Here is a 21904-nt window from a genome sequence, read left to right as displayed (position 1 = left end):
ATTCGCAGAGCAACGACGAGACGTGGACCTGAGAGTCAGCAGGGACGTCTCCGAGTGCCGTCCGACGCGCGCCGAACGTCAGGCCACTTCCTCCGGCAATGCCGTTTGCTTGATGCGCCGGAGCGTCCCGACGATGACCTCGACGTCGGGCTCAGAGAAGAAGAACTCCGGGCCGGTGGGGGCGTGGTCGGTGTAGGGCGATTCGAAGAGCCGAGCCGGTTCCACGACGCCGTTGCGGGTCAGCTCGTCGACGATGAGGTTCACGAAGCGGATCTGGTCGGCTGTGAACCTCGTGCCGCTGAGGTAATGCTCGAAGGCCTCTGCCGCGGCGGCGCGGTCGAGGCCGACGAGGCCACGGACGAAGAGCCCGAGGCCGCCGGTCTGATCGTTGGCCCACGCGAGGTCGATCTGATGGCCGCCGGAGGCGAGGAGCATCTGCTCCAGTTCGGTGAGGTCGCCGCGAGTGAGTTGCTTGTTGCGGCGTAGGCGTTGGAGCGCGAGGTTGTCGAGGTGCTCGCGCAGATATGCCTCAGCCTTGGCGCGGAAGCGCTCGAAGTTCGTGCCCGGGGTGACGCTAGGAAGGGTGACTTCGACGCCCTCCCCGACGAGATCCTCGAAGTCGGTGTACACGGGATTGCGTCTGATCTTCTCGATGAATCGCGCCAGCCCCCGTAGCTTGCGGCGGGCTTCCTCGAGCATAGGGAGCGTGACGTCGACCCACCACTGGTCGCCCGCGACCGCCTCCAGAAAGACGGCCTGTTCCGCGACCGAGGGGATCGCAGTCTTGCCGAGGAGGGCGGAGGCGATGTTCTGGATCGTCTCGCGGAGCCGCTCGGCCAGGACGAAGTCGCCGTCGATTTGGGCGAGTTGGCGGCGCAGCACCAGCAGGTCGAAGCGTTTCGCGTCCTCGTCGTCGTCGCGTAGCGAGGACGACAGACCGGCAAGTGCGAACGCAGCCTCGGCGTCCTCCGGCGTCAGTGACGTCCACGCGTCGGCGGTGGCGAAACGCTCGACCGCCTTGCGGTGCTTGCGGACGACGAAGTTGTCGAGGCTCATCCCGGCGACGATTTCGTGGAGCGTTGCTGTGGTTGATGAACGCAGATCCGGCTCTGAGTCCCCGAGTGCAGTCACTAGGCCGAGGCGAGCCTCGAAGATCCGCTGGGTCAGCGATTTCTGGGTGGAGCCCTCGGAACCGGGCAGGTCCTGGCTGAAGTATTCGAGGTTTCCGCAGAAGTCGAACACGAAGAAGTCCTGCTTGTCCTCTCCCGGTCCGAACAGGTCTGGACGAAGTCGGGTGCCTCTGCCGATCATCTGCCAGAACCTCGACTTCGACCGCACCTGCTTGAAGAACACGAGGTTGACGACCTCGGGCACGTCGATGCCCGTGTCCAGCATGTCCACGCTGATCGCGATGTGAGGCGCCTTGTCCTTGATCGAGAAGTCGTCGATCAAGACCTGCGCGTATGGCGTGCCGTGGGTGATGACGCGGGCGAAGCGCCCGGCGAATTCGGGGTAGGCGAGGTTGAAGCGTTTCTCGATGAACTCGGCATGCAACTGGCTCTTGGCAAAGACGATCGTCTTGCCGAGCCGGTCGCCACCGGCGACGCGGTAGCCCTGCGTCATCAGCGTTTCGAGGACCTTGTCGACAGTGTCCTCGTTGAACAGGAACCGGTTGAGTTCCTCGGCTCCGACCTCGTCCGGAGGGCCGTCCTCGCCCCAGTCGAGCGCGTCCCACTGGTCCTTTTCGTCCTCTGTCAGGTCGTCGTACTTGATGCCCGAGCGCAGGAACTGGGTGCCCACGCTGATGCCCTTCGGCGGCACGAGATATCCCGCGTCGACGGCTTCATCGAGCGAGTAGTTGTCGGTCGGGACGCCGTCCTCGAGGTGGAACAGTCGGTAGGTGTTGTGGTCGACCTCGTCCTTCGGGGTTGCCGTCAGCCCGACCAGCAGCGAGTCGAAGTAGTCGAAGATCGCCCCGTACTTCGCGTACACCGAGCGGTGCGCCTCGTCGATCACGATGAGATCGAAGTACCCCGGACCGAACCGACGGGTGCCCTCATCGATCTCATCGATGAGGTTCATCATCGTCGGGTACGTCGACACGTACACCCGACCTTCCACAGCCTTCTCGGTGACGAGGTTGACCGCGGTCGATCCGGGCAGGTGCGCCTTGAACGCGTTCGCGGTCTGATTGACCAGCGCGGTGCGGTCCGCGAGGAACAGCACTCGCTTGACCCAGTTCATCTTCTGGAGCAGGTCGACCAGCGCGATCGTCGTGCGGGTCTTGCCCGACCCGGTCGCCATGACGAGCAGCGCCTCACGCTGCTTCCGGTCGAAGGCGTCGCCGACCGCCTTGATGGCCCGCAACTGGTACGGCCGGCCCGCGATATCGGCGTTCACGACGGCAGTCGACAGTGGCACTTGCGTCCGCCGACGCTGGATCAGCAACTCCAGCTCGTCGCGCGTGTAGAAGCCTTGGGTCTCGCGGGGAGGATAGCCGCCGGCGTCGTCCCAGATTCGGTGCTCGTAGCCGTTCGTGTAGAAGATCACGGGGCGGCGACCGAACTGTCTCTCCAGACAATCGGCATACAGCTTGGCCTGCTGTTGGCCCACCTCCGGTGACTTCGACGTACGTTTGGCCTCGACCACCGCCAGCGGTAGGCCGTCGGCGCCCCACAACACGTAGTCGACGAACCCCTTGCCCTCGGCATTGGGCATCCCGGACACCGGGTACTCGCGGTCGCGCTCCTGGTTGAGCGTCCACCCGGCCTCGTGCAGCAGCACGTCAATGAACAGGTCCCTTGCGCCGGCTTCGTCGTAGTCGCGAGTGTCCGGCGCCGCAGCCAGCTGTGCAGCCGTGATCTGCGCCTTGAGCTCGGCGATCTCGGCCTCGTGGGCTGCCAGCCGATCATCCTTCTCCGCCAAGGCGCGGGCGTGTGCCTCATCCTGGGCTTTGAACTTCGCGGCGAGCCGGGCGACCTCGTCGCGGGACAACGGTGCCGCCTTCGCAGCGACTTTCGGGTCGAACTGGGCCTGCAGCGGGACAACCCCCGGCGCCGGCGAATGGTGGTACGACGCCCACACCACGACGTGGAACAGTTCGCGCAACACTGCCAGAGAAACGTCAGGGCGGATCTGTCGGTTCTCGTGCACCGCAGTGTTGGCGAGACGCCGGATCGCCGTGAGTTTCTGCGTGATCCCTTGAGGCACCTTCGACTTGAATCCAGGATCGTCGATCTTGGCGGCGAGGTCGTTGCGATACGGGAGCGACAGGGACAGGACGTCGTACAGGTACCCGACCAGCTCCTCCACCACGCGCCGGCTGTAGAAGCAGGCCGAGCGGGGGTCGGATGCCAAGTAGGACTCCGCCCGGGCGCAGTCGTCATGAAGCGACGGCAGGGTCTGGCGAACGAAGGCGAAGTTGGTCATGCGAGCCCGAGGATCACAACGTCGGCTAGGTAGGCGCGCAGGGTGGGCACGTCCCGGGTCACGGTGCGCCAGACGCGCTTCGGGTCGAGGTCGTCGTACTGGTGGGCGGCGAAGTTGCGCATGGCCACGATCTGTCGCCACGGCTGGTCGTCGAACTGCTCGAGGATCTCAGCGGGAATCCGGTTGACGCCCTCGCCGATCCGGATGAGTCCCATTTCGACGGCCCACTGGGTGCGGACGTCCGACGCGAACTCGTCAAACCCGACCTCGATGAGTTCAGCGAGCGTGTCGCACACGGCGATAACACCCGCGGCCGCATCGCGGGCCTTGCGTTCGTCGCTCATACGGGCACCGCCTCACGCAGGGCCCGCTCGCGGAACTCGCCACGCAGGGTGTCGGTCGCCACAACGTCGACCTCGACGTGCAGCAGGTCGCGCAGGGCGAGTCTCAGACCTACCTCGTCCAACAGGCTCGCCTCGTCCGTGAAGTCGACCAGCAAGTCCAAGTCGGAGCCGGGATGGTCGTCGCCTCTCGCGACCGACCCGAAGACCCGCGGTGAGACGGCATGGTGTTCACGCACCAGTTCGCGGATCTCGTCTCGGTGCTGTGCCACTCGCGCTGACGGTGGACCGGCCAACGCGCGTGTGATCCGTTCAAGAACCTGGGGACTGGGAGTCCGCCTGCCGTTCTCGTAGGCGGACACGTTCGGCTGAGGAACGTTCGCAGCGCGCGCCAGTTGTGATTGGCTCATGCCAGCGGCGACGCGTTCGGCGCGAATGTCCATGCTCCCACCATATCCATGGGGTTATCGGCTGCGATATGAAATCGCGCGAATGCCGATCTTGGCCGAAACTCCCGACAACGAGCCGTACGTCCTGGACGAGTCCTGAACTGGCAGAGTCAATCCTTGGCGGCCAGGAAGTTTCCAAGGCTCGTGACGACGACATACATCTGGGTCTTGAACACGCGGACATCATCAAGGGTTGCTGCCGTTCGAGGACGACTGTCGAGAAAACTCGGAAGAAGCGCGTCGACGTAGGCACTCGCGTCCTCGACAAGGCCCTTGTGCTTCCGATGGAACTCTAGGTTCTGCTCGCGGTCGAAATCATTGAGCGCGTGGTCGAGAGCAGCATTGAAGATGTTCGGGTAGGGACTTTTCGCGGTACGAGTCGCGAACTCCGATGCTACGTCCGCAGGCACCATGTACGCAGCGCCGATAGTCAGGTAGAAGTCCTCATAGACATCCGCGGCTTGGGTACGGGACCCGGGGCTCCCGTCGTTATACCCGTACTCATCAAAGGCGCGTGTTAACTGTTGACCCAAGGGGGATTCGCGAAGTTTCTTGTAGTGCCCCCGGAGTGCCAGTCTCGTCAGTCCCATGGCCGGATGCTAGCGGGGGCGACTCGTCGTCGCTGCAAATCAGCCAACAATGAGGTCGCCCCTGGCATCGTCGTCCTACCGTCCACCGTGAAAGAGGAGGACGTTGAGGAGTTCGTCGGATCCATACATTCGCGCCAGTTTGGCGGCCTTGGAGACTTCTCTTCTTCCTATTCCCTGACGCAGCAGGAGCGAGACAGTTGCCGAATAGTCCTCTGATGACCGTCGCGGCAATCGAATACCTTCCTCGGCCATTTCCTGTTCCATCGCTTCGATCATCCACCCACCCCCTCCTTGCGCGCCATTTGCGACCGCGAGATGAAGAGGCGTCGCGCCGTGCTTGGCGTTCTTCGCACTGACGTCAGCCCTGTTGCTAAGAAGCAGTTCGCAGATGTTGACGAAACCCATCGAGGCAGAAAGGTGGAGCGGTGTCGACTTCATACCGTTCCTGCCGTGCACGGAAGCGCCAGCCGCCAGGAGGCGTCGAGCGAGTTCGTCCCAGCCCCACTGTGCGGCCAGCCCAAGCGCCGTGTTTTTCTCATGTGTGCGATCCACGGCATTCACATTCGCGCCAGCTTTGACTAGTTCTCCCGCGACGACGGTGTTCCCGAACATCGCAGCCGCCGTGAGAGGCGTATAGCCGCTCTTGAGGTACGAGTTTGCAGGATGTCCGGCCCTGAGAGCCGAAATGGCTGCTCTTCCCTCATCGTCGAGCATCACTAGTTCCAAGAAATCGCTCATCGCGGCAGTCTAGGTTGAAATGATCGATGCTGGAGCGAGTCGTTAGAAGTCGAGAGTACGGGCGGTTCCGAGTCGGTCAGACTTGCGCTCAACTCTCCACGGTCTAGAGGGAAACCTCTCGGATGCAGGTATCGGCTTGGAATCCAATCAGTCACCAGATTCGGCGCGAGGCGTCACTTCCCATTTCCAAGTAGCACCACCTCAATCTGCAGGCGATTGCTGCTGAGGTCGAAGACCTCCTACCGTTCGATGCTGGAGAGTGGGCCACGGATTCCACCCGGGCCTACAACGACGTCAAGCACGCCGACAGACAGGAACCCGACACGGACGTGATGATCGAGAGCCTGAAGCAGAATCGGACCGTGTTTCGCATCTGGGCAGCTCGCCGGCTGGGGGTCGGCGATGAATCGATCCGCCGCGGAACTTAGCTGCTAAAGAAGACGTAGGAGACAGTCAGCCCACCTCGACACTGGCGAAGTGGTCGTTGAGGCGCAGCAGTGTGAATTCTTGGCGCAATTTGCATGCGCTGTGCTGGCTGGCGAACATTCCCTTGACCCAGAACGCCTCGGGTTCCGGACGCGCTTCGATCCACTCAACTGGAACGACCCACTCGGCGTTGTCGTCGTCGAGCTCGTTCTCGTGGTGGTAAGTGCCGGCAAGGCGTTGGGCGGCCAAGGCAATCCACTCGCCGCCGTGGAGCACCTTGACGTCGTCGAACCGTCGAGCGGAAGCGAGTGTCGTGCCGACGGCCACATAACCCGTACCGGGAAGGTGGACCCAGACGCGAGCGCCCTCGGGGAGGGATCGCATGGTCTGCGTATAAAACTTTCCGCCCCCCGCAGAAATGAAGCCGAACTCACGGGCGTCCGTCCACTGGCGACCGAGCGAGCCGCCGAAGGACACGTACCAATCTCGCCCGTTCCATGCTGCTCGCTTGCTGTTCTTCGGGGTGCCGCCCGACGCCGAAGCGCCCGATTCGGAAGCCGCGAGCCATGAGCGCGCCAGATAACGACGCCCGTCATCTTCGAGGTAGGAGAAGAAGACGGCATTAACAGGGACGCCGAAGGTTCGCAGGTAGGTGACTATCCGCTCGGAACTCGCGTCGAACTCGGAGGCGACGATCGTCAGCTGGAGTTCGCCGTTGTTGATCTCGTCCGGCGGTGGCTCACCAAACACATCAACGAATGCGGCCTCGAAGGGCTGGGGCAAATGCTTTCCCGCGATGTCGATGACGTCGTCGCGCGAGAGCGTCGACACCCACGATCCGTAGTCGAGAACTTGCGCGACAACATCGCGTGGAGTCTTGTCCCGCTTGAGCTCCAGGAGATGCAGGTTGCCGTCCGCGTCGATCGCGAGCAGATCGAGGCGTCCTCCGTGTGGGGTTGGCACTTCGCTGCCGATGACCAGCAAGCGCTCGCCGAGCAGCGACGGGTCTTGAGCAAGGAACTCGTGGAGTTCTCGTTCGGCCGGAAGCGCCGACGTGGCCAACGGGCGGGGCTGGTCGCCGTCGATGCGCCACATTCTCATCTCTACTGGCATTGCTTACAGCTCCCCTCGAAAGGCGCGGGACTGGAGGGAGGCGAATAGAGCATCGTGGATCGACTTTGCGGCGAGTATTGAGTTTCGCTCCATGCTGATCTGCTCGACTCGCTCGGCGTACATGTCCTGCGTCTTCGACGGCGGGACTGGCAAAAGGACCGAACGAACGTCATCGAAGTTGAGGCCGGCCTTCGTCGCGCCTCTGTCCTTACCTAAGACTTCGCGTCGACCTGCTGGCGACTCAAGGAAGTCAGCTAGGTAGCGGGGAGAAATCGAAGGCGCCCGGAGGATCGCCAGGTGCTGGTTGATGAATGCAGGTCCGAGTCCCTCTGGCACAACGGCTGTCCTGCCAAGATCAGCGGTGATGCTCAGCAGTACATCCCCTGCCCGAACCGCGGTGCGGCGAGCCTCCGCCGTGTCAGGTGGGGAGACGAAGGCCATGTCGCGTTGGTCGAGATAGCCATCCTTAACGTTCTGAATTCGGATGAACTTGTCCCCCTCCGAGACGTAGTACTTTGCCCAGCCTCGGGAGCCACTGGTGAGGAACTGTAGAAGTCCGCCCAACTTCTCCACTGGCCAGGTTTGCCCGTAGAACATTTCGTTGAAGATCGACTGGGTGAGGGAATCGAGGTGGGTGAGGACTTGGCGGCGCTTGGTGCGGAGAGCGTCGGCGTGATCGAGGATTGCGGCGATGCGGCGTTGTTCGGGGAGGGGTGGGACCATGATCGGCATCTCGCCGATGTCGGTCTTGTTGACTTGGACGAAGGTTGCGCCGCGTCCTTTCGAGGCTAGGTCGCGCTCGTACCGCGTGAGCCAATGCCACAAATACTTGCCATCGAGCTCGGGGTCTGGCCTCAGACCGGCGACGCCGCGGCCAAGACAGTATTCGCCGTCAGCCCAGACCTTCGCGCCGATTGAGGCTCGAATGCTTAGGACGATGTCGCCGGGTTTCGAGACCTTTCCGGGCTTGGTCGTGAACTTCGTCGGTGCGAGTGTCTGCCCCTTGAAATCGCCGGCGCCAGCGATGAGGGGCAGGCCCTCTCCGCGGGCGTTGTAGGAGTCGCCCGTAGGGGCTTGACCCATCGTGATCGTGCAGACCTCTGCAAGGGTCGTCGTCACGAGAGCATCGCCTTAAGTTCGGCGAGGCCCTGGGCGATCTCGTCTTCCAACATCTCGATGTCGGCAATGATCTCCAGCGGGGCGCGGTGTTCGACCTCGTCGTACTCGATCTCCTTGTAGCGGTTGAGGGAAAGGTCATAGCCCTGGGCGACGATGTCGGCCTTGGGGACGAGGAAGCTTTGGTCGGTGCGGGCGCGGGTGAACTCCGACCAGATGGTCTCGATACGCGCCTCGCTTCGCTCGTCAGCTACTCGACCAGCGTGAGGTCGGGCGTTCCAGCGGGCGAGGACGTCGGGGAGGTCGTTGGCTTCCACCGGGTTGCGCTTGTCGTCGAGGCTGAAGCCGTCGGCTCGGACGTCGTAGAACCAGACGTCGTCGGTGCCGCCGGAGTTGGTCTTGGTGAATAACAGGATGGCGGTCGAGACTCCGGCGTAGGGACGGAATACGCCCGAGGGCAGTTTCACGACGGCGTCGAGTTTCTGATCCTCGACCAGCATCTTCCGGAGGGTCTTGTGAGCGTTGGACGAGCCGAATAGGACACCGTCGGGCACGATGACCGCGGCTCGCCCGCCGGGCTTGAGCAGTTTCAGGAATAGCGCGAGGAAGAGCAGTTCGGTCTTCTTCGTCTTGACGATGCGCTGCAGGTCCTTGGCGGTGGACTCGTAGTCGAGCGAGCCGGCGAACGGAGGATTGGCGAGGATCAGCGTGTACTTGTCGGCGTCTCCAGCGGCGCCCTCGGACAGGGAGTCTCGGTAACGGATGTCGGGCGATTCGATGCCGTGCAGCAGCATGTTCATGCTGCCGATCCGCAGCATGGTGGAGTCGAAGTCGTAGCCGTGGAACATCGAGGCGTGGAAGTGCTCGCGTTGCACGGCGTCGAGCAGGGCGTCGCCGTGCGTGTCGCGGACGTACTCGCTCGCGGCGACGAGGAATCCCGCAGTGCCGGAGGCCGGGTCGCAGATTTCGTCGTTCGGCCGCGGGGCAGTCATCTTGACCATCAGGTCGATGATGTGGCGTGGCGTGCGGAATTGGCCGTTGACGCCGGCAGAGGCGATCTTCGACAGCAGGTATTCGTAGAGGTCGCCGTTCGTGTCCCGGTTGGCCATTGGGATCTCGTCCAACATGTCGACGACCTTCGACAACAGCGCCGGCGTCGGGATCGTGAAGCGGGCGTCCTTCATGTGCTCGCTGTAAGTCGTGCCGTCACCGAGCGAGCGTAGGAACGGGAATACCTCGTCAGCGACGGTCTTGTGCATGACCTCGGGGCTGGTGTTCTTGAAATCACTCCAGCGCAGGTGCGCCTGCCCCGGCAGGAACACCGGACTCTCGATCTCGGTGCCGGTGACGCGGGCCTTCCTCTCGGCGAGTGTCTGGATGTCGTCGAGACGGCGGATGAACAGCAGGTAGGTGATCTGTTCGATGACCTCCAGCGGGTTGCTGATGCCACCCGACCAGAAGGCGTCCCAGACGCGGTCGATCTTGCTCTTCAGTTCACCGGTGATCACTGACGACACCTTAGTAAGGTGTGCGGTCTTTGGTGACTGCACGGTGTCTATTCCTTCGTCACCTTTCTCCTTCGAGTCGCGGTGATCTCGATACGCCGCTCGCTGCGCTCGCGTGCTACTCGATCAGCGGAGCGCGGGTAGCGTGAACGAGTGGCCAACCGTCTCGCGCAGTCGTCGAGTCCCTACCTTCTCCAGCACGCCGAGAACCCGGTCGAGTGGTGGGAGTGGGGGACCGAGGCGTTGGCGGAGGCGGAGCGGCTGGACCGGCCGATCCTGCTGAGCGTCGGGTACGCGTCCTGCCACTGGTGTCACGTCATGGCGCACGAGTCGTTCGAGGACGCGGCGACTGCGGCGTTCATGAACGAGCACTTCGTCAACATCAAGGTCGACCGCGAGGAGCGGCCCGACATCGACGCGGTCTACATGCGCGCGACGCAGGCGATGACCGGCCAGGGCGGGTGGCCGATGACGTGCGTGCTGACGCCCGGCGGCGAGCCGTTCTTCGCGGGCACGTACTTCCCGCCCGAGCCGACCGGCGGGCACCCTGCCTTCACGCAGCTGCTTCAGGCGCTCGCCGAGGCGTGGCGCGACCGGCGCGAGGAGGTGCTCGACGCGGCCGGACAGGTGCGTCAGTTTCTGGAAACCAACGACGAGCTGGGCGGTGAGGCGCTGTCGGCAGCCGATCTCGCCGAAGCCGCAACGGCGCTGCTGCGCCAGGCCGACGACGAGGCGGGCGGGTTCGGCGCCGCGCCGAAGTTCCCGCCCTCGATGGTGCTCGAGTTCCTGCTCCGCCACCACGCCCGCACGGGCGACGACAAGACCTGGCAGGCGACGGGGGAGACCTTCGAGGCGATGGCCCGCGGCGGGATCTTCGACCAGCTCACCGGCGGCTTCGCCCGCTACAGCGTCGACCGCTTCTGGCGCGTCCCGCACTTCGAGAAGATGCTCTACGACAACGCCCTGCTCCTTCGGGTCTACCTGCACTGGTGGCGAGCCCTGCGCGCCAGCGGCGAGGACGCGGGCTTGGCCGAGCGGATCTGCCACGAGACCGCCGACTTCCTGCTGACCGAGCTGCGCACCGACGAGGGCGGCTTCGCCTCGGCCCTCGACGCGGACAGCCCCGACGCGACGGGCGCCGTGCACGAGGGCTCGTTCTACGTGTGGAACCCGCACGAGCTCATGAAGGCCCTCGGTACGGCCGACGCGGCCTGGACCGTCCAACTGCTCGGTGTCACCGGACCGGGCACGTTCGAGCGAGGACTGTCCACGCTGCAGCTGCGCTCAGATCCCGACGACCCCGAGCGCTGGGAGCGCGTCCGCGCGAGGCTCCGCGAGGTGCGCGACGAGCGCGTGCGACCTGCCCGCGACGACAAGGTTGTGGCGGCGTGGAACGGCTACGCGATCACCGCGCTCGCCGAGGCCGGAGTGCTGCTGGAGCGCCCCGACCTCACCGACGCGGCCGTCACCGCGGCAACGCTGCTGTGGGACCTGCACGTCGAGCCCGGATTCGTTCGCACGTCGCTCGGCGGGAAGCGGGCCGAGCATGCTGCCGTCCTCGAGGACCACGGTGCCGTCGTCGAGGCCTTCGTCGCGGTCCTCGGAGCCACCGGCGACGACCGCTGGCTGGCCCGCGCCAAGCACGTCGCGGATCGGATCCTTGAGCACTTCGCGGCCCCGGATGGTGGCTGGTTCGACACCGCCGACGACGCCGAGGAGCTGCTCGTGCGGCCTCGCGACGTGTCCGACAACGCCACGCCTTCGGGGGCATCGGCGGCGGCACACGGCCTGCTGGCGCTCGCCGCCGTGACGGGCGACCGCCGTTATCGCGCGGCGGCGGAGAGTGCCGTCGAGTCGGCGGCCGCGGTGGCCACCGGAGCGCCGCGGTTCGCTGGCTGGACGTTGGCTGCCGCGGAGGCATTGCTCGACGGGCCGGCCGAGATCGCCGTCGTGGGGGAGGTCGGCGGGACGATGCACCGGGCGGCGCTGGGGTTGCTCGCGCCGGGCGCGGTGGTGGTGGCTGGTGCGGCTGGGCTCGGGGTGCCTCTGTTCGAGGGGCGTGAGCGGATCGAGGGGCGGAACACGGCGTACGTGTGCCGGGACTTCGTGTGCTCGTTGCCGGTGACGGAACCGGGGGCGCTCGCCGGCGGGTGATCTCGATACGGGCCGTGCTCGCAGAGCTCGCCGGCCCTACTCGATCACCGGTTGCGGGAGGATCAGGCGCCGCTGTAGATGAGGATGCTGACGCCGATGTAGTGCACGATGAACGCCGCGATCGTGAGCGCGTGGAAGACCTCGTGGAAGCCGAACCAGCGCGGGGACGGGTTGGGCCACTTGAACGCGTACACCGCCGCACCCAGCGTGTAGAGCAGGCCGCCCACGCACAGCAGCACGAACACGGCCGTCGAGGCGGCCTCCATGAACTCCGGCAGGTAGATCAGCGCAGCCCAGCCGAGCGCGAGGTACAGCGGCACGTAGACCCACCGCGGCGCCGACAGCCAGAACACCTTGAACAGCACGCCCAAGAGGGCGCCGCCCCAGACGAGGCTCAGCAGGATCGCGGCGTGGGCAGGCTCCAGCAGCAGCAACGAGAACGGCGTGTACGAGCCAGCGATCATCACGAAGATGCTCGAGTGGTCGATCCGCTTGAAGACGCGTTTGGCGCGTTCTCGCCACGGGACCGTGTGGTAGACCGCGCTCACGCCAAAGAGCATCAGGGCGCTGAGCATGAACACCGCCGCACCCACGCGGGCGAGCCGGCTGTCCGCGAGCACCAGCATCACGAGGAACGAGATGAGCGCCAGCGGCGCCGTGGCCGCGTGGAGCCAGCCGCGAAGTCGAGGCTTGATCTCCTCGACCGATTCGCGGATCCGCTCGCTGACCTCGTCGACGAGGGAGTCGTTCCGGGGGGACTGCATTCCTTCAGCCTAGTCGGCGAACCTGTGCGCCGCGTCAGTCGGAGCAGCGCAGTGATGACCGCCACACGCCCGTCGGGCCGCGTACGCTGGCGGCATGCCCGTCAGTGATCTTCTCTACGGGGCGTACGAGCGACGTCTCGCCAAGGGACTCGATCCCGAACGCCTGCCCCGCCACGTCGGAGCGATCGTCGACGGGAACCGCCGCTGGGCGCGCGGCGCCGGCGAGCACGTCGACACCGGCTACCAGGCCGGCGCGGACAAGATCGCCGAGTTCCTGCAGTGGTGCGACGAGCTCGGCGTCGAGATCGTCACGCTGTGGCTGCTGTCGACCGACAACCTGCGCCGCTCCGCCGAGGAGCTCTCCTCGTTGCTCGTCGTGATCGAGCGTCTCGTCGAGGACCTCGCGGCCGGCGGCTACCGGCTCCGGCTGATCGGCAACCTCGACATGCTGCCCGCCGAGTCCGCGTCGCGGATGAAGCGTGCCGCCGACCTCACCGCCTCGTTCGAGGGCGGCCTGTGGGTCAACGTGTGCGTCGGCTACGGCGGCCGTCAGGAGCTCACCGACGCGATGCGTTCGCTGCTGCTCGAGGAGGCGTCGCAGGGTCGCTCGCTCGAGCAGGTCGCGGCCACGCTCGAGGTCGACGACATCGCCGAGCACCTCTACACGAAGGGCCAGCCCGACCCCGACCTCGTGATCCGCACGTCGGGTGAGCAGCGGCTCAGCGGCTTCCTGCTGTGGCAGAGCGTCCACTCGGAGTTCTACTTCAGCGACGTGTTGTGGCCGGCGTTCCGCCGCGTCGACCTGCTGCGGGCCATGCGGTCCTACGCCGCCCGCGACCGCCGCTTCGGCGCGTGACGCCCCGTTCGACCCCCGAGAGTTAACACAGTCGTCACTTCCGTCCCGCGTGTCGCCCTGAGAAGGACATGATGCGGTCGTACTTTCGGAGTGTGCCCATGCTCGACCATGAGCCTCTCGGAGACCGGAAGGCTCAGCCCCCCACCCACTAGTTGAGGGCTGGGCGCTGGGCGCGCGCGTGGCTCTCGAGGAGACAGCCGTGGCTGCAAACAAGAGCGCGACTCCTGCAGGGCCCGACCACCGCACGTACGTCCTCGACACCAGCGTCCTGCTGGCCGACCCGGGCGCGATGCAGCGCTTCGGAGAGCACGAGGTCGTCATCCCGGTGGTGGTCGTCACCGAACTCGAGGCCAAGAGACACCATCCCGAGCTCGGGTACTTCGCGCGCAACGCCCTGCGTTTCCTCGACGACCTGCGGGTGCAGCACGGCACCCTCGACGTCCCCATGCCGATCGGCGACGAGGGTGGCAGCCTGCGCGTCGAGCTGAACCACACCGACCCCGAGTCGCTCCCGTCGGGCTTCCGCCTGGGCGACAACGACACGCGCATCCTGTCGGTCGCCCGCAACCTCGCGAACGAGGGCCTCGACGTCGTCCTGGTCAGCAAGGACCTGCCGATGCGGGTCAAGGCCTCCGCCGTCGGCCTGACCGCGGAGGAGTACCGCGCCGAGTGGGCGCTGGAGACCGGCTGGACCGGCATGACCGAGCTCGAGGTCGACAGCGCCGACCTCGATGACCTGTACGAGCACGGCACGGTCGACCTGGAGTCGGCGCGCGATCTGCCCTGCCACACGGGCCTCGTCCTGCTGTCGGAGAAGGGCAGCGGCCTGGGTCGAGTGACGCCCGACAAGCAGGTGCAGCTGGTCCGTGGCGACCGTGACGCGTTCGGCATCCACGGGCGGTCCGCCGAGCAGCGCGTCGCGCTCGACATCCTGCTCGATCCCGAGGTGGGCATCGTCTCGCTCGGCGGCCGCGCCGGAACCGGCAAGTCGGCGCTCGCGATCTGCGCGGGCCTCGAGGCCGTGATGGAGCGTCAGCAGCACAAGAAGGTCATCGTGTTCCGACCGCTGTACGCCGTGGGCGGGCAGGAACTCGGCTACCTGCCGGGCAGCTCCGACGAGAAGATGGGGCCGTGGGCGCAGGCCGTGTTCGACACGCTCGGGGCGGTGGCCTCACCGCACGTGGTCGAGCACATCATCGACCGCCAGATGCTCGAGGTACTGCCGCTGACCCACATCCGCGGCCGGTCGCTGCACGACGCGTACGTGATCGTGGACGAGGCGCAGTCGCTCGAGCGGAACGTCCTGCTGACGGTCCTGTCGCGCATCGGCGCGAACTCCAAGGTCGTTCTGACCCACGACGTCGCCCAGCGCGACAACCTGCGGGTCGGTCGCTACGACGGCATCGTCGCGGTCGTCGAGAAGCTCAAGGGCCACCCGCTGTTCGCGCACGTGACGCTGACCCGGTCGGAGCGCTCGCCCGTCGCGGCCCTGGTCACCGAGATGCTGGAGGACGTCACCCTCTGAGGGCGTCGAGTTCGCGGGTGAGGTTGTCGACGACCTCACCCGCGATCTTCTCGAAGACCAGTTTCATCGCCGGTGCCGTGAGCTTCGCGGCGCCGTGCAGGTCGATGACGGCCTCGTAGGTGACCTCGCTGCCGTCGCCGCTGGGGACGACGACGAGCCGGTCGGTCGTGGTCGCCGAGTCGTTCTCGCCCACGAACACGACCCGGTCCGACGTGCGCTCGTGCAGCGTGTAGGTCAGCTTCGTCGTGACGCCCGCGATCTTCGACTCGTTGAGCCACTGGCTGCCGACCTCGACGGGCCCGCCGCCGATCCGCTCGCAGCGCACCGTGCCGGGATCCCAGCGCTCCGCATGGGAGAAGTCCTCGAGATAGGTCAGGACGGCGGGAGGCGCGGAGGCGACGGTGAACGTGCGTGTGATCGTGGGCATCAAACCACGCTAGGTGGGCTCGTCGGCGGCGCAACCCGGACACGGAGTTACCGCCGGGTACCGTATGCGACGTGAAGCGTTGGATGCCGTGGGTGTGGGCCGTCGTCGTCGGATTGCTGTACGCCCTGATCGCCCTGCTCTCGTGGCGGCGGATCACGGTCAACTCGTGGGACAACGCGATCTTCGAGCAGGCCGTCCGGGCCTACTCGCGGCTCGACGCGCCGATCGTCGACGTCAAGGCGCCCGGCTACAACATCCTGGGCGACCACTTCTCGCCGATCAACGCGCTGCTGGCCCCGCTCTACAGGCTCTTCCCGTCGGGAGCGACGCTGCTCGTCGCGCAGGCCGCGCTGATCGCCGTCTCGGTCGGGGTCATCGCGCGGCTCGCGATCAGCCAGCTCGGTCCGGTCGTCGGCTGGTTCGTCGCGGTCATGTACGGCCTCGCGTTCGGCTTCGGCGGCGCGTCCATCGTCGACTTCCACGAGGTCGCGTGGGCGGTCCCGCTGCTCGCGCTCGCGGGCGCCGCGTTCGTCGAGGGCCGCTTCCAAGCCGTCGTGTGGTGGTCGTTGCCGCTGCTGCTGGTCAAGGAGGACATGGGGGTCACGGTCGCCGCGATCGGTGCCGCCCTGTGGCTCGCCGGCGAGCGTCGGCGTGGCGCGATCCTCGCCGTCGTCGGCATGGTCTCGCTCGTGCTCGTCGTGTGGGTGATCATCCCGGCCTTCAACTCCGGCGGGTCCTACGACTACACGGGCAACCTCGGCGGCGACGCCGGAATCTGGCAGACCCTCACGACCGAGGCCGACCAGAAGCTGCTCACGCTCGTGCTGACCTTCGGCATCACGGGCTTCGCTGCGCTGCTGTCGCCGTGGGCCGTCGTGGCCGCGCCCACGTTCCTGTGGCGGTACATCGGCGACGTCGAGTACTACTGGGGCACGACGTGGCACTACTCGCTCGTGCTGATGCCGATCGTGTTCATCGCGATGATCGACGCGCTGAGTCGCCGCCGCCGGATGCAGTGGCCCGCCGTGGCGGTCGGTGCCGCGGTGACGGGCTACATGCTGGCCGGGGGACCGGTCGTGAAGCTGCTCGAGCCCGAGACGTGGCAGTCCAATCCGCGCAGCGAGGCGCTGCACAAGGCGATCGATCTCGTCCCGGAGGATGCCAAGGTCGAGACCGACATCGGCGTCCTGAAGTACCTCGTGAGCGGCCACGACCACGTGTACTGGGTCGGCACGATCGGTGAGGTCGTCCCGGACTACATCGTCTTCGACCGGGGCGTCACGCAGACCGACATCCTGCAGCGCGGCGCCGAGCACGGCGCGAACTACGAGGTCGTGTACGACGAGCAGGGCTACGTCGTCGCGAAGAAGGTCGGCTGACGGGCTGACGGCTGGCGGCTGACGGTTTACCACGGTCCCGTGGTAAACCTCGTCGCCCCTCGGTAAGCCGTGCGCTCCGCGGCGTCCTCCCCAGGAAAACTACGTCCTCCCTCGGTGAGTTCACCGAGGGAGGACGTAACGAACCAAGGGACCGTGGTAAACCGCTACGGGTGCGTCATGCTCATGACGTCGAGGGCGGCGTCGAGGTCGGCCTCGCTGAGGTCGCCGCGCTCGACGTAGCCCTGCTCGATCACGACCTGGCGAATCGTCTTGCGCTCCTTGACGGCGAGCTTCGCGACCTTGGCGGCGTTCTCGTAGCCGATGTGGCGGTTGAGCGGAGTGACGACGGACGGGCTGGACTCGGCGAGTTCGAGGCAGCGCTCGACGTCGGCGGTGATCCCGTCGACGCAGCGGTCGGCGAGAGCCGTCGAGGCGTTCGCCAGCAGGCGCATCGACTCGAGGATGTTGCGGCCGATCACCGGCAGCATGACGTTGAGCTCGAAGCTGCCCGAGGCGCCGGCGAACGCGATCGTGGCGTCGTTGCCGATGACCTGCGCGCACACCATGAGCGTCGCCTCCGGCAGCACCGGGTTGACCTTGCCGGGCATGATGCTCGAGCCGGGCTGCAGGTCGGGCAGGTGGATCTCGCCCAGGCCGGTGCGCGGGCCCGAGCCCATCCAGCGCAGGTCGTTGTTGATCTTCACGAGGCTCACCGCGATCGTGCGCAGCTGGCCGGACATCTCGACGAGACCGTCGCGGGCGCCCTGCGCCTCGAAGTGGTCGCGGGCCTCGGTCAGCGGCAGACCCGTGCGCTCGGCGAGGATCTCGATGACGCGCTGCGGGAAGCCCTTCGGGGTGTTGATGCCGGTGCCGACGGCGGTGCCACCGAGGGGAACCTCGGCAGTGCGCGGCAGCGACGCCTCGATGCGCTCGATGCCCCGGCGGACCTGCGCGGCGTAGCCGGCGAACTCCTGGCCGAGGGTGACGGGGGTGGCGTCCATGAGGTGCGTGCGGCCGGATTTGACGACCTCGGCGAACTCGGAGGCCTTCGCCTCGAACGCCTTCGCGAGGTGGTCCAGCGCGGGGATCAGGGTGTTCAGCGCCGACTCGGTCGCAGCGACGTGGATCGACGTCGGGAACACGTCGTTGCTCGACTGCGAGGCGTTGACGTGGTCGTTCGGGTGAACCTCGATGCCCGACGCCTTCGTCGCGAGGGTCGCGATGACCTCGTTCGTGTTCATGTTGCTCGACGTGCCCGAGCCGGTCTGGAAGACGTCGATCGGGAAGTGCGCGTCGTGCGTGCCCGCGGCGACCTCGTCGGCGGCGGCGACAATCGCGTCGGCCATCGACTGGTCGAGGATGCCGAGCTCGGCGTTCGCGGTCGCGCACGCGGCCTTGATCTGCGCGAGGGCCCGGATCTGGGCGGACTCGATCGGGGTGCCGGAGATCGGGAAGTTCTCGACGGCGCGCTGCGTCTGGGCGCGCCAGAGGGCGTCGGCGGGGACCTTGACCTCGCCCATGGTGTCGTGCTCGATGCGGTAGTCGGTCATGGATCGAACCCTAGTTGGCGGCCCCCCGGGGCGGTGCGGTAGGTCCCACGCCCCGGGGGTCGGGTGGGACCAGGCGCACCGCTCCAGGTGGCTCAGGAGCGCAGCGGCGTGCCGAAACGGTGGGCCGTGACGCTGATCGCCTGCTCGCGCAGGAACGGCAGCAGTTCGACGCGCCCGGACTCCGTGACGGGGTGGTCCCACACGGCCACGTCCGGGCGACCGTCCGTGTCCTCGCAGATCCGCGCGGCGGTGTCGCCGACGGCGCGGATGCGGGACCAGCCGTCGATGCCGTCGACGTGGGGGAGCCCGGCGATCTCGACGAGGCGATGGACGGCCTCGGTGCCGCCGCAGATGGCGTACTCGGCCCCACTGGCCAGCGCCGCGGCGACGACACGGGCGACCTCGACCGGACGCGCGTGCTCCGTGACGTGGACGAGGCACGGAGTCGGCAGGTAGCGGAACTCGTTGCGCTCCGACCACAGGCCCGAGACGTCGCGCACGACGCCGAACTCCTCGGCCATCGCGGCAGCATCACCGCAGGCCGAGCGGTGCAGGAACGCGGCGTCGTCGCCGGAGAGACCGAGCGCCGCACGGGCCTGGTCGACGAAGCGGGCCACCTCGGGCGACGGATCCCCGCTGGCCAGGGACTCGCGGGGCGCCCAGTCGACGAGTCCGATCAGGTAGTTCGGGCCACCGGCCTTCGCGCCGGGGCCGACCGACGACTTCTTCCAGCCGCCGAACGGCTGTCGCCGCACGATCGCTCCGGTGATGCCGCGATTGACGTAGAGGTTGCCGGCCTGGACCCGGTCGATCCAGCGCTGTTGCTCGTCCTGGTCGAGCGAGTGCAGGCCGGCGGTCAGTCCGTAGTCGACGTCGTTCTGCAGGTCGATCGCCTCGTCGAGGGTCTCGGCGGTCATGATGCCCAGGACGGGACCGAAGTACTCCGTCCGGTGGAACTGCGACCGCGGCTTGACGCCGTCGCGGACACCCGGGGACCACAGCCGACCGTCCCCGTCCAGCCGTCGCGGCTCGACGAGCCACGTCTCGCGACCCTCGAGCCGGGTCAGACCGTCGAGCAGCTTGCCGCTCGCCGGCTCGATGACCGGCCCGACCTTCGCCCGCGGGTCCGACGGAAGGCCCACGTGCAGCGACTCGACGGCGTCGACGAGCTGGCGCCGGAAGCGCGGCGACTGCGCGACCGAGCCCACGAGGATGACGAGGGAGGCGGCCGAGCACTTCTGGCCGGCATGACCGAACGCGGAGGCGACGACGTCCTTCACCGCGAGGTCGAGGTCCGCGTGCGGCGTCACGACGATCGCGTTCTTGCCGCTCGTCTCGGCGAGCACCGGCAGGTCGCGGCGGAACTCGCGGAACAGCGCCGCGGTGTCGTAGGCGCCCGTGAGGATCAGGCGGTCGACGCGCGGATCGGAGACGAGGGAGCGGCCGAGGTCGTCCTCCCCGACGTTGACCAGTTGCAGCACCTCCCGGGGCACCCCGGCATCCCACAGGGCCTGCACCATGAGCGCGCCGCACCGGCGGGCCTGGGGTGCCGGCTTCACGATGACCGACGAACCGGCCGCGAGGGCGGCGAGCGTCGAACCGGCCGGGATCGCGACGGGGAAGTTCCACGGCGGCACGACGAGCGTCAGCCGCACCGGCAGGGCCCGGGCGCCGTCGACCCGGTCGAGCTCCTCGGCGCGCTCGGCGTAGTAGCGGGCGAAGTCGACGGCCTCGGAGACCTCTGGGTCGCCCTGGTCGAGCGTCTTGCCGCACTCGGAGGCCATGACCTCGAGCAGGGCCGCCCGCTGACGCTCGAGCTGCGTCGCCGCGGCACGCAGGATCGCGGCACGCTCGGCGCCCGATCGTGCACCCCAGCCGTCGGCCGCCTCGACGGCACCGGCCACGGCCCGCTCGAGCACCGCGGCATCGGTGACGGTCGTGGCGTCGACGAGATCGGTCCCGAGCGTCGACCCGTCGATGCGGGCCCGGATCCGCCGTGACCACGTCCGGTTGCCCGGCAACGCCGGGTCGGTGTCGGGGCTGTTCGCGAAGGCGTCGGTGAACCCCGGATGGTCCAGGCGTCGGTCCTGGCGGCGGTTCGGGCCCGGGGGATCGGTGAACATCAGCTCCAGCGACGCCCGGAACCGGTCACGCTCGCGCTCGAAGAGCTCCTCGTGGGTCGAGAGCTCGAAGACCGCCGACATGAAGTTCTCGTGGCTCGCGCCCTCCTCGAGCCGGCGGATGAGGTAGGCGATCGCGACGTCGAACTCGTCGGGGTGCACGACGGGCGTGTAGAGCAGCAGCTCGCCGACGTCCTGGCGGACCGCGGCGGCCTGACCCGGCGCCATCCCGAGCAGCATCTCGACGTCGAGCGCGTCGCGGACGTCGCGGCGACCCGCCAGCAGCCACGTCCAGGCGAGGTCGAACAGGTTGTGGCCGGCCACGCCGATCCGCACGTTCTGCGTGCGCTCGGGCGTCAGCGCCCAGTCCAGGACGCTCTTGTAGCCGGCGTCGGTGTGCGCCTTCGTCGGCCACGTCGCGAGCGGCCAGTCGTGCTGGTCGGACTCGACGCGCTCCATCGGCAGGTTCGCGCCCTTGACGACGCGCACCTTGATCGGCGCGCCACCGCGGGCCCGGCGGCCCGCCGACCACTCCTGCAGGTGCTGCATGGCTCCGAGCGCGTCCGGCAGGTAGGCCTGGAGCACGATCCCGGCGGACAGCCCGGTGAACTCGGGCCGGTCGAGGATCGTCGTGAAGACGGCGATCGTCAGGTCGAGGTCGCGGTACTCCTCCATGTCGAGGTTGATGAACTTGGCCGGGCTGGCGGCGGCCGCGCGACGGTAGAGCGGCAGCAGGGCCGTGACGATGTCCTCGACGGCCTCGTCGAACGACCAGGCCTGGTGCGGGGCGACGGCGGCCGAGACCTTGATGGACACGTAGTCGACGTCGTCGCGGTCGAGCAGGGCGAGGGTGCTCGTGAGCCGCTTGCCCGCCTCGCCCGCGCCCAGCACGGCCTCGCCCAGCAGGTTCATGTTGAGCCGGATCCCGTCGGTCCGGGTCTTGGCGATGGCCCGTCCGAGGCGCGCGTCGCGCGAGTCGATGACGAGGTGGGACACGAGGTGGCGCAGCGTGCGACGCACGACCGGCATGACGAGGCCCGGTGCGATGCGGCTCGCGAACGCGCCCAGCCCCATCGCGGCGCGCAGGTGCGCCGGCAGGAACGGCGGGACGTCGGCCGCGAGGCGCCGGAAGTTCTCGGCGGCGATGCGGGTGTCCTCGGGACGGATCACGCCGTCGATGAAGCCCACCGTGAACGGTAGTCCGGCCGGGTCGCGCAGCAGGTCGGCCAACTGGGATGCCGCGGGATCCGCCGGTTCCCGATCGGCGGCCCTGAGCCAGTGACGGACGAGGTCCACGGTCTCGTCGACCGTGACCGGCTGCGGGGTGGTGGCGCTGCTCATGTGTTCAGTGTGCGAGTCGTCTTCCTTCGGGTAAAGCGATGTTTCGCGTGCGATGATCATCAGGTCTGCTTAATGATCAGG

16 protein-coding genes are annotated in these 21904 nt (G+C 67.1%); 4 read left to right on the top strand and 12 right to left on the bottom strand.

From position 1 onward, the window contains the following. Positions 1 to 78: 78 nt before the first annotated feature. From ACT26F_RS09790 to ACT26F_RS09755, 8 genes are all read right to left on the bottom strand, one after another. On the bottom strand, positions 79 to 3429 hold the full coding sequence (locus tag ACT26F_RS09790; RefSeq protein ID WP_471670340.1) for a DEAD/DEAH box helicase family protein: 3351 nt from the start codon (positions 3427 to 3429) through the stop codon (positions 79 to 81). Continuing rightward, positions 3426 to 3773: a HepT-like ribonuclease domain-containing protein gene (locus ACT26F_RS09785; protein ID WP_471670339.1), complete on the bottom strand. Its 348-nt coding sequence runs from the start codon at positions 3771 to 3773 to the stop codon at positions 3426 to 3428. The genes ACT26F_RS09790 and ACT26F_RS09785 overlap by 4 nt, the downstream gene beginning before the upstream one ends. Continuing rightward, entirely contained in the window at positions 3770 to 4213 is a 444-nt protein-coding gene (locus ACT26F_RS09780; protein ID WP_471670338.1) for a helix-turn-helix domain-containing protein, read from the bottom strand. Before ACT26F_RS09780 ends, ACT26F_RS09785 begins: the two co-directional genes overlap by 4 nt. Before the next feature lie 116 nt (positions 4214 to 4329). Continuing rightward, positions 4330 to 4809, bottom strand: coding sequence for a hypothetical protein (locus ACT26F_RS09775; RefSeq protein WP_471670337.1), 480 nt, complete (start codon positions 4807 to 4809; stop codon positions 4330 to 4332). 75 nt (positions 4810 to 4884) lie between these two features. After that, positions 4885 to 5547: an ankyrin repeat domain-containing protein gene (locus ACT26F_RS09770; protein WP_471670336.1), complete on the bottom strand. Its 663-nt coding sequence runs from the start codon at positions 5545 to 5547 to the stop codon at positions 4885 to 4887. A 453-nt stretch (positions 5548 to 6000) separates the two neighbouring features. After that, positions 6001 to 7068 carry a hypothetical protein gene (locus ACT26F_RS09765; RefSeq protein ID WP_471670335.1) on the bottom strand — a complete coding sequence of 356 codons (1068 nt, stop codon included), beginning with the start codon at positions 7066 to 7068 and terminating at the stop codon, positions 6001 to 6003. 21 nt (positions 7069 to 7089) lie between these two features. Continuing rightward, positions 7090 to 8205 carry a restriction endonuclease subunit S gene (locus tag ACT26F_RS09760; RefSeq protein ID WP_471670334.1) on the bottom strand — a complete coding sequence of 372 codons (1116 nt, stop codon included), beginning with the start codon at positions 8203 to 8205 and terminating at the stop codon, positions 7090 to 7092. Then, a complete protein-coding gene (locus ACT26F_RS09755; protein ID WP_471670333.1) occupies positions 8202 to 9710 on the bottom strand; it encodes a type I restriction-modification system subunit M in 1509 nt (502 codons plus the stop codon). Before ACT26F_RS09755 ends, ACT26F_RS09760 begins: the two co-directional genes overlap by 4 nt. Before the next feature lie 150 nt (positions 9711 to 9860). Between ACT26F_RS09755 and ACT26F_RS09750 the strand changes: the two genes are divergently transcribed. Further along, entirely contained in the window at positions 9861 to 11861 is a 2001-nt protein-coding gene (locus ACT26F_RS09750; RefSeq protein ID WP_471670332.1) for a thioredoxin domain-containing protein, read from the top strand. A gap of 62 nt (positions 11862 to 11923) precedes the next feature. Here the strand turns inward: ACT26F_RS09750 and trhA are convergent, their stop codons facing one another. After that, positions 11924 to 12625, bottom strand: coding sequence for a PAQR family membrane homeostasis protein TrhA (trhA, locus tag ACT26F_RS09745; RefSeq protein WP_471670330.1), 702 nt, complete (start codon positions 12623 to 12625; stop codon positions 11924 to 11926). A 94-nt stretch (positions 12626 to 12719) separates the two neighbouring features. Between trhA and ACT26F_RS09740 the strand changes: the two genes are divergently transcribed. Both ACT26F_RS09740 and ACT26F_RS09735 read left to right on the top strand, forming a co-directional pair. Then, positions 12720 to 13481, top strand: coding sequence for an isoprenyl transferase (locus ACT26F_RS09740; protein WP_471670329.1), 762 nt, complete (start codon positions 12720 to 12722; stop codon positions 13479 to 13481). Positions 13482 to 13680: 199 nt separating this feature from the next. After that, on the top strand, positions 13681 to 15006 hold the full coding sequence (locus ACT26F_RS09735) for a PhoH family protein (RefSeq protein ID WP_471670328.1): 1326 nt from the start codon (positions 13681 to 13683) through the stop codon (positions 15004 to 15006). On the opposite strand, the gene ACT26F_RS09730 is transcribed toward ACT26F_RS09735, so the two are convergent. Continuing rightward, a complete protein-coding gene (locus ACT26F_RS09730; RefSeq protein ID WP_471670327.1) occupies positions 14996 to 15433 on the bottom strand; it encodes an SRPBCC family protein in 438 nt (145 codons plus the stop codon). The genes ACT26F_RS09735 and ACT26F_RS09730 overlap by 11 nt on opposite strands. A 71-nt stretch (positions 15434 to 15504) precedes the next feature. Here ACT26F_RS09730 and ACT26F_RS09725 point away from each other — a divergent pair, with 71 nt between their 5' ends. Continuing rightward, on the top strand, positions 15505 to 16812 hold the full coding sequence (locus ACT26F_RS09725) for a DUF2079 domain-containing protein (protein ID WP_471670326.1): 1308 nt from the start codon (positions 15505 to 15507) through the stop codon (positions 16810 to 16812). A 164-nt stretch (positions 16813 to 16976) separates the two neighbouring features. On the opposite strand, the gene ACT26F_RS09720 is transcribed toward ACT26F_RS09725, so the two are convergent. Together ACT26F_RS09720 and ACT26F_RS09715 are read right to left on the bottom strand one after the other, a co-directional pair. After that, entirely contained in the window at positions 16977 to 18362 is a 1386-nt protein-coding gene (locus ACT26F_RS09720; RefSeq protein ID WP_471670325.1) for a class II fumarate hydratase, read from the bottom strand. A gap of 92 nt (positions 18363 to 18454) precedes the next feature. Beyond that, positions 18455 to 21823, bottom strand: coding sequence for a bifunctional proline dehydrogenase/L-glutamate gamma-semialdehyde dehydrogenase (locus tag ACT26F_RS09715; protein ID WP_471670324.1), 3369 nt, complete (start codon positions 21821 to 21823; stop codon positions 18455 to 18457). Positions 21824 to 21904: the final 81 nt, after the last annotated feature.

It is taken from the genome of Aeromicrobium sp. SP1 (assembly GCF_055663785.1).
The sequence above is the reverse complement of the archived record's forward strand: the minus strand, read 5'-3'. Positions and strand labels throughout refer to the sequence as shown.

Coding starts and splice junctions, on each gene's coding strand:
- ACT26F_RS09790 (WP_471670340.1), bottom strand. CDS start 3,429: ATGACCAACTTCGCCTTCGTTCGCCAGACCCTGCCGTCGCTTCATGAC.
- ACT26F_RS09785 (WP_471670339.1), bottom strand. CDS start 3,773: ATGAGCGACGAACGCAAGGCCCGCGATGCGGCCGCGGGTGTTATCGCC.
- ACT26F_RS09780 (WP_471670338.1), bottom strand. CDS start 4,213: ATGGACATTCGCGCCGAACGCGTCGCCGCTGGCATGAGCCAATCACAA.
- ACT26F_RS09775 (WP_471670337.1), bottom strand. CDS start 4,809: ATGGGACTGACGAGACTGGCACTCCGGGGGCACTACAAGAAACTTCGC.
- ACT26F_RS09770 (WP_471670336.1), bottom strand. CDS start 5,547: ATGAGCGATTTCTTGGAACTAGTGATGCTCGACGATGAGGGAAGAGCA.
- ACT26F_RS09765 (WP_471670335.1), bottom strand. CDS start 7,068: ATGTGGCGCATCGACGGCGACCAGCCCCGCCCGTTGGCCACGTCGGCG.
- trhA (WP_471670330.1), bottom strand. CDS start 12,625: ATGCAGTCCCCCCGGAACGACTCCCTCGTCGACGAGGTCAGCGAGCGG.
- ACT26F_RS09740 (WP_471670329.1), top strand. CDS start 12,720: ATGCCCGTCAGTGATCTTCTCTACGGGGCGTACGAGCGACGTCTCGCC.
- ACT26F_RS09730 (WP_471670327.1), bottom strand. CDS start 15,433: ATGCCCACGATCACACGCACGTTCACCGTCGCCTCCGCGCCTCCCGCC.
- ACT26F_RS09720 (WP_471670325.1), bottom strand. CDS start 18,362: ATGACCGACTACCGCATCGAGCACGACACCATGGGCGAGGTCAAGGTC.
- ACT26F_RS09715 (WP_471670324.1), bottom strand. CDS start 21,823: ATGAGCAGCGCCACCACCCCGCAGCCGGTCACGGTCGACGAGACCGTG.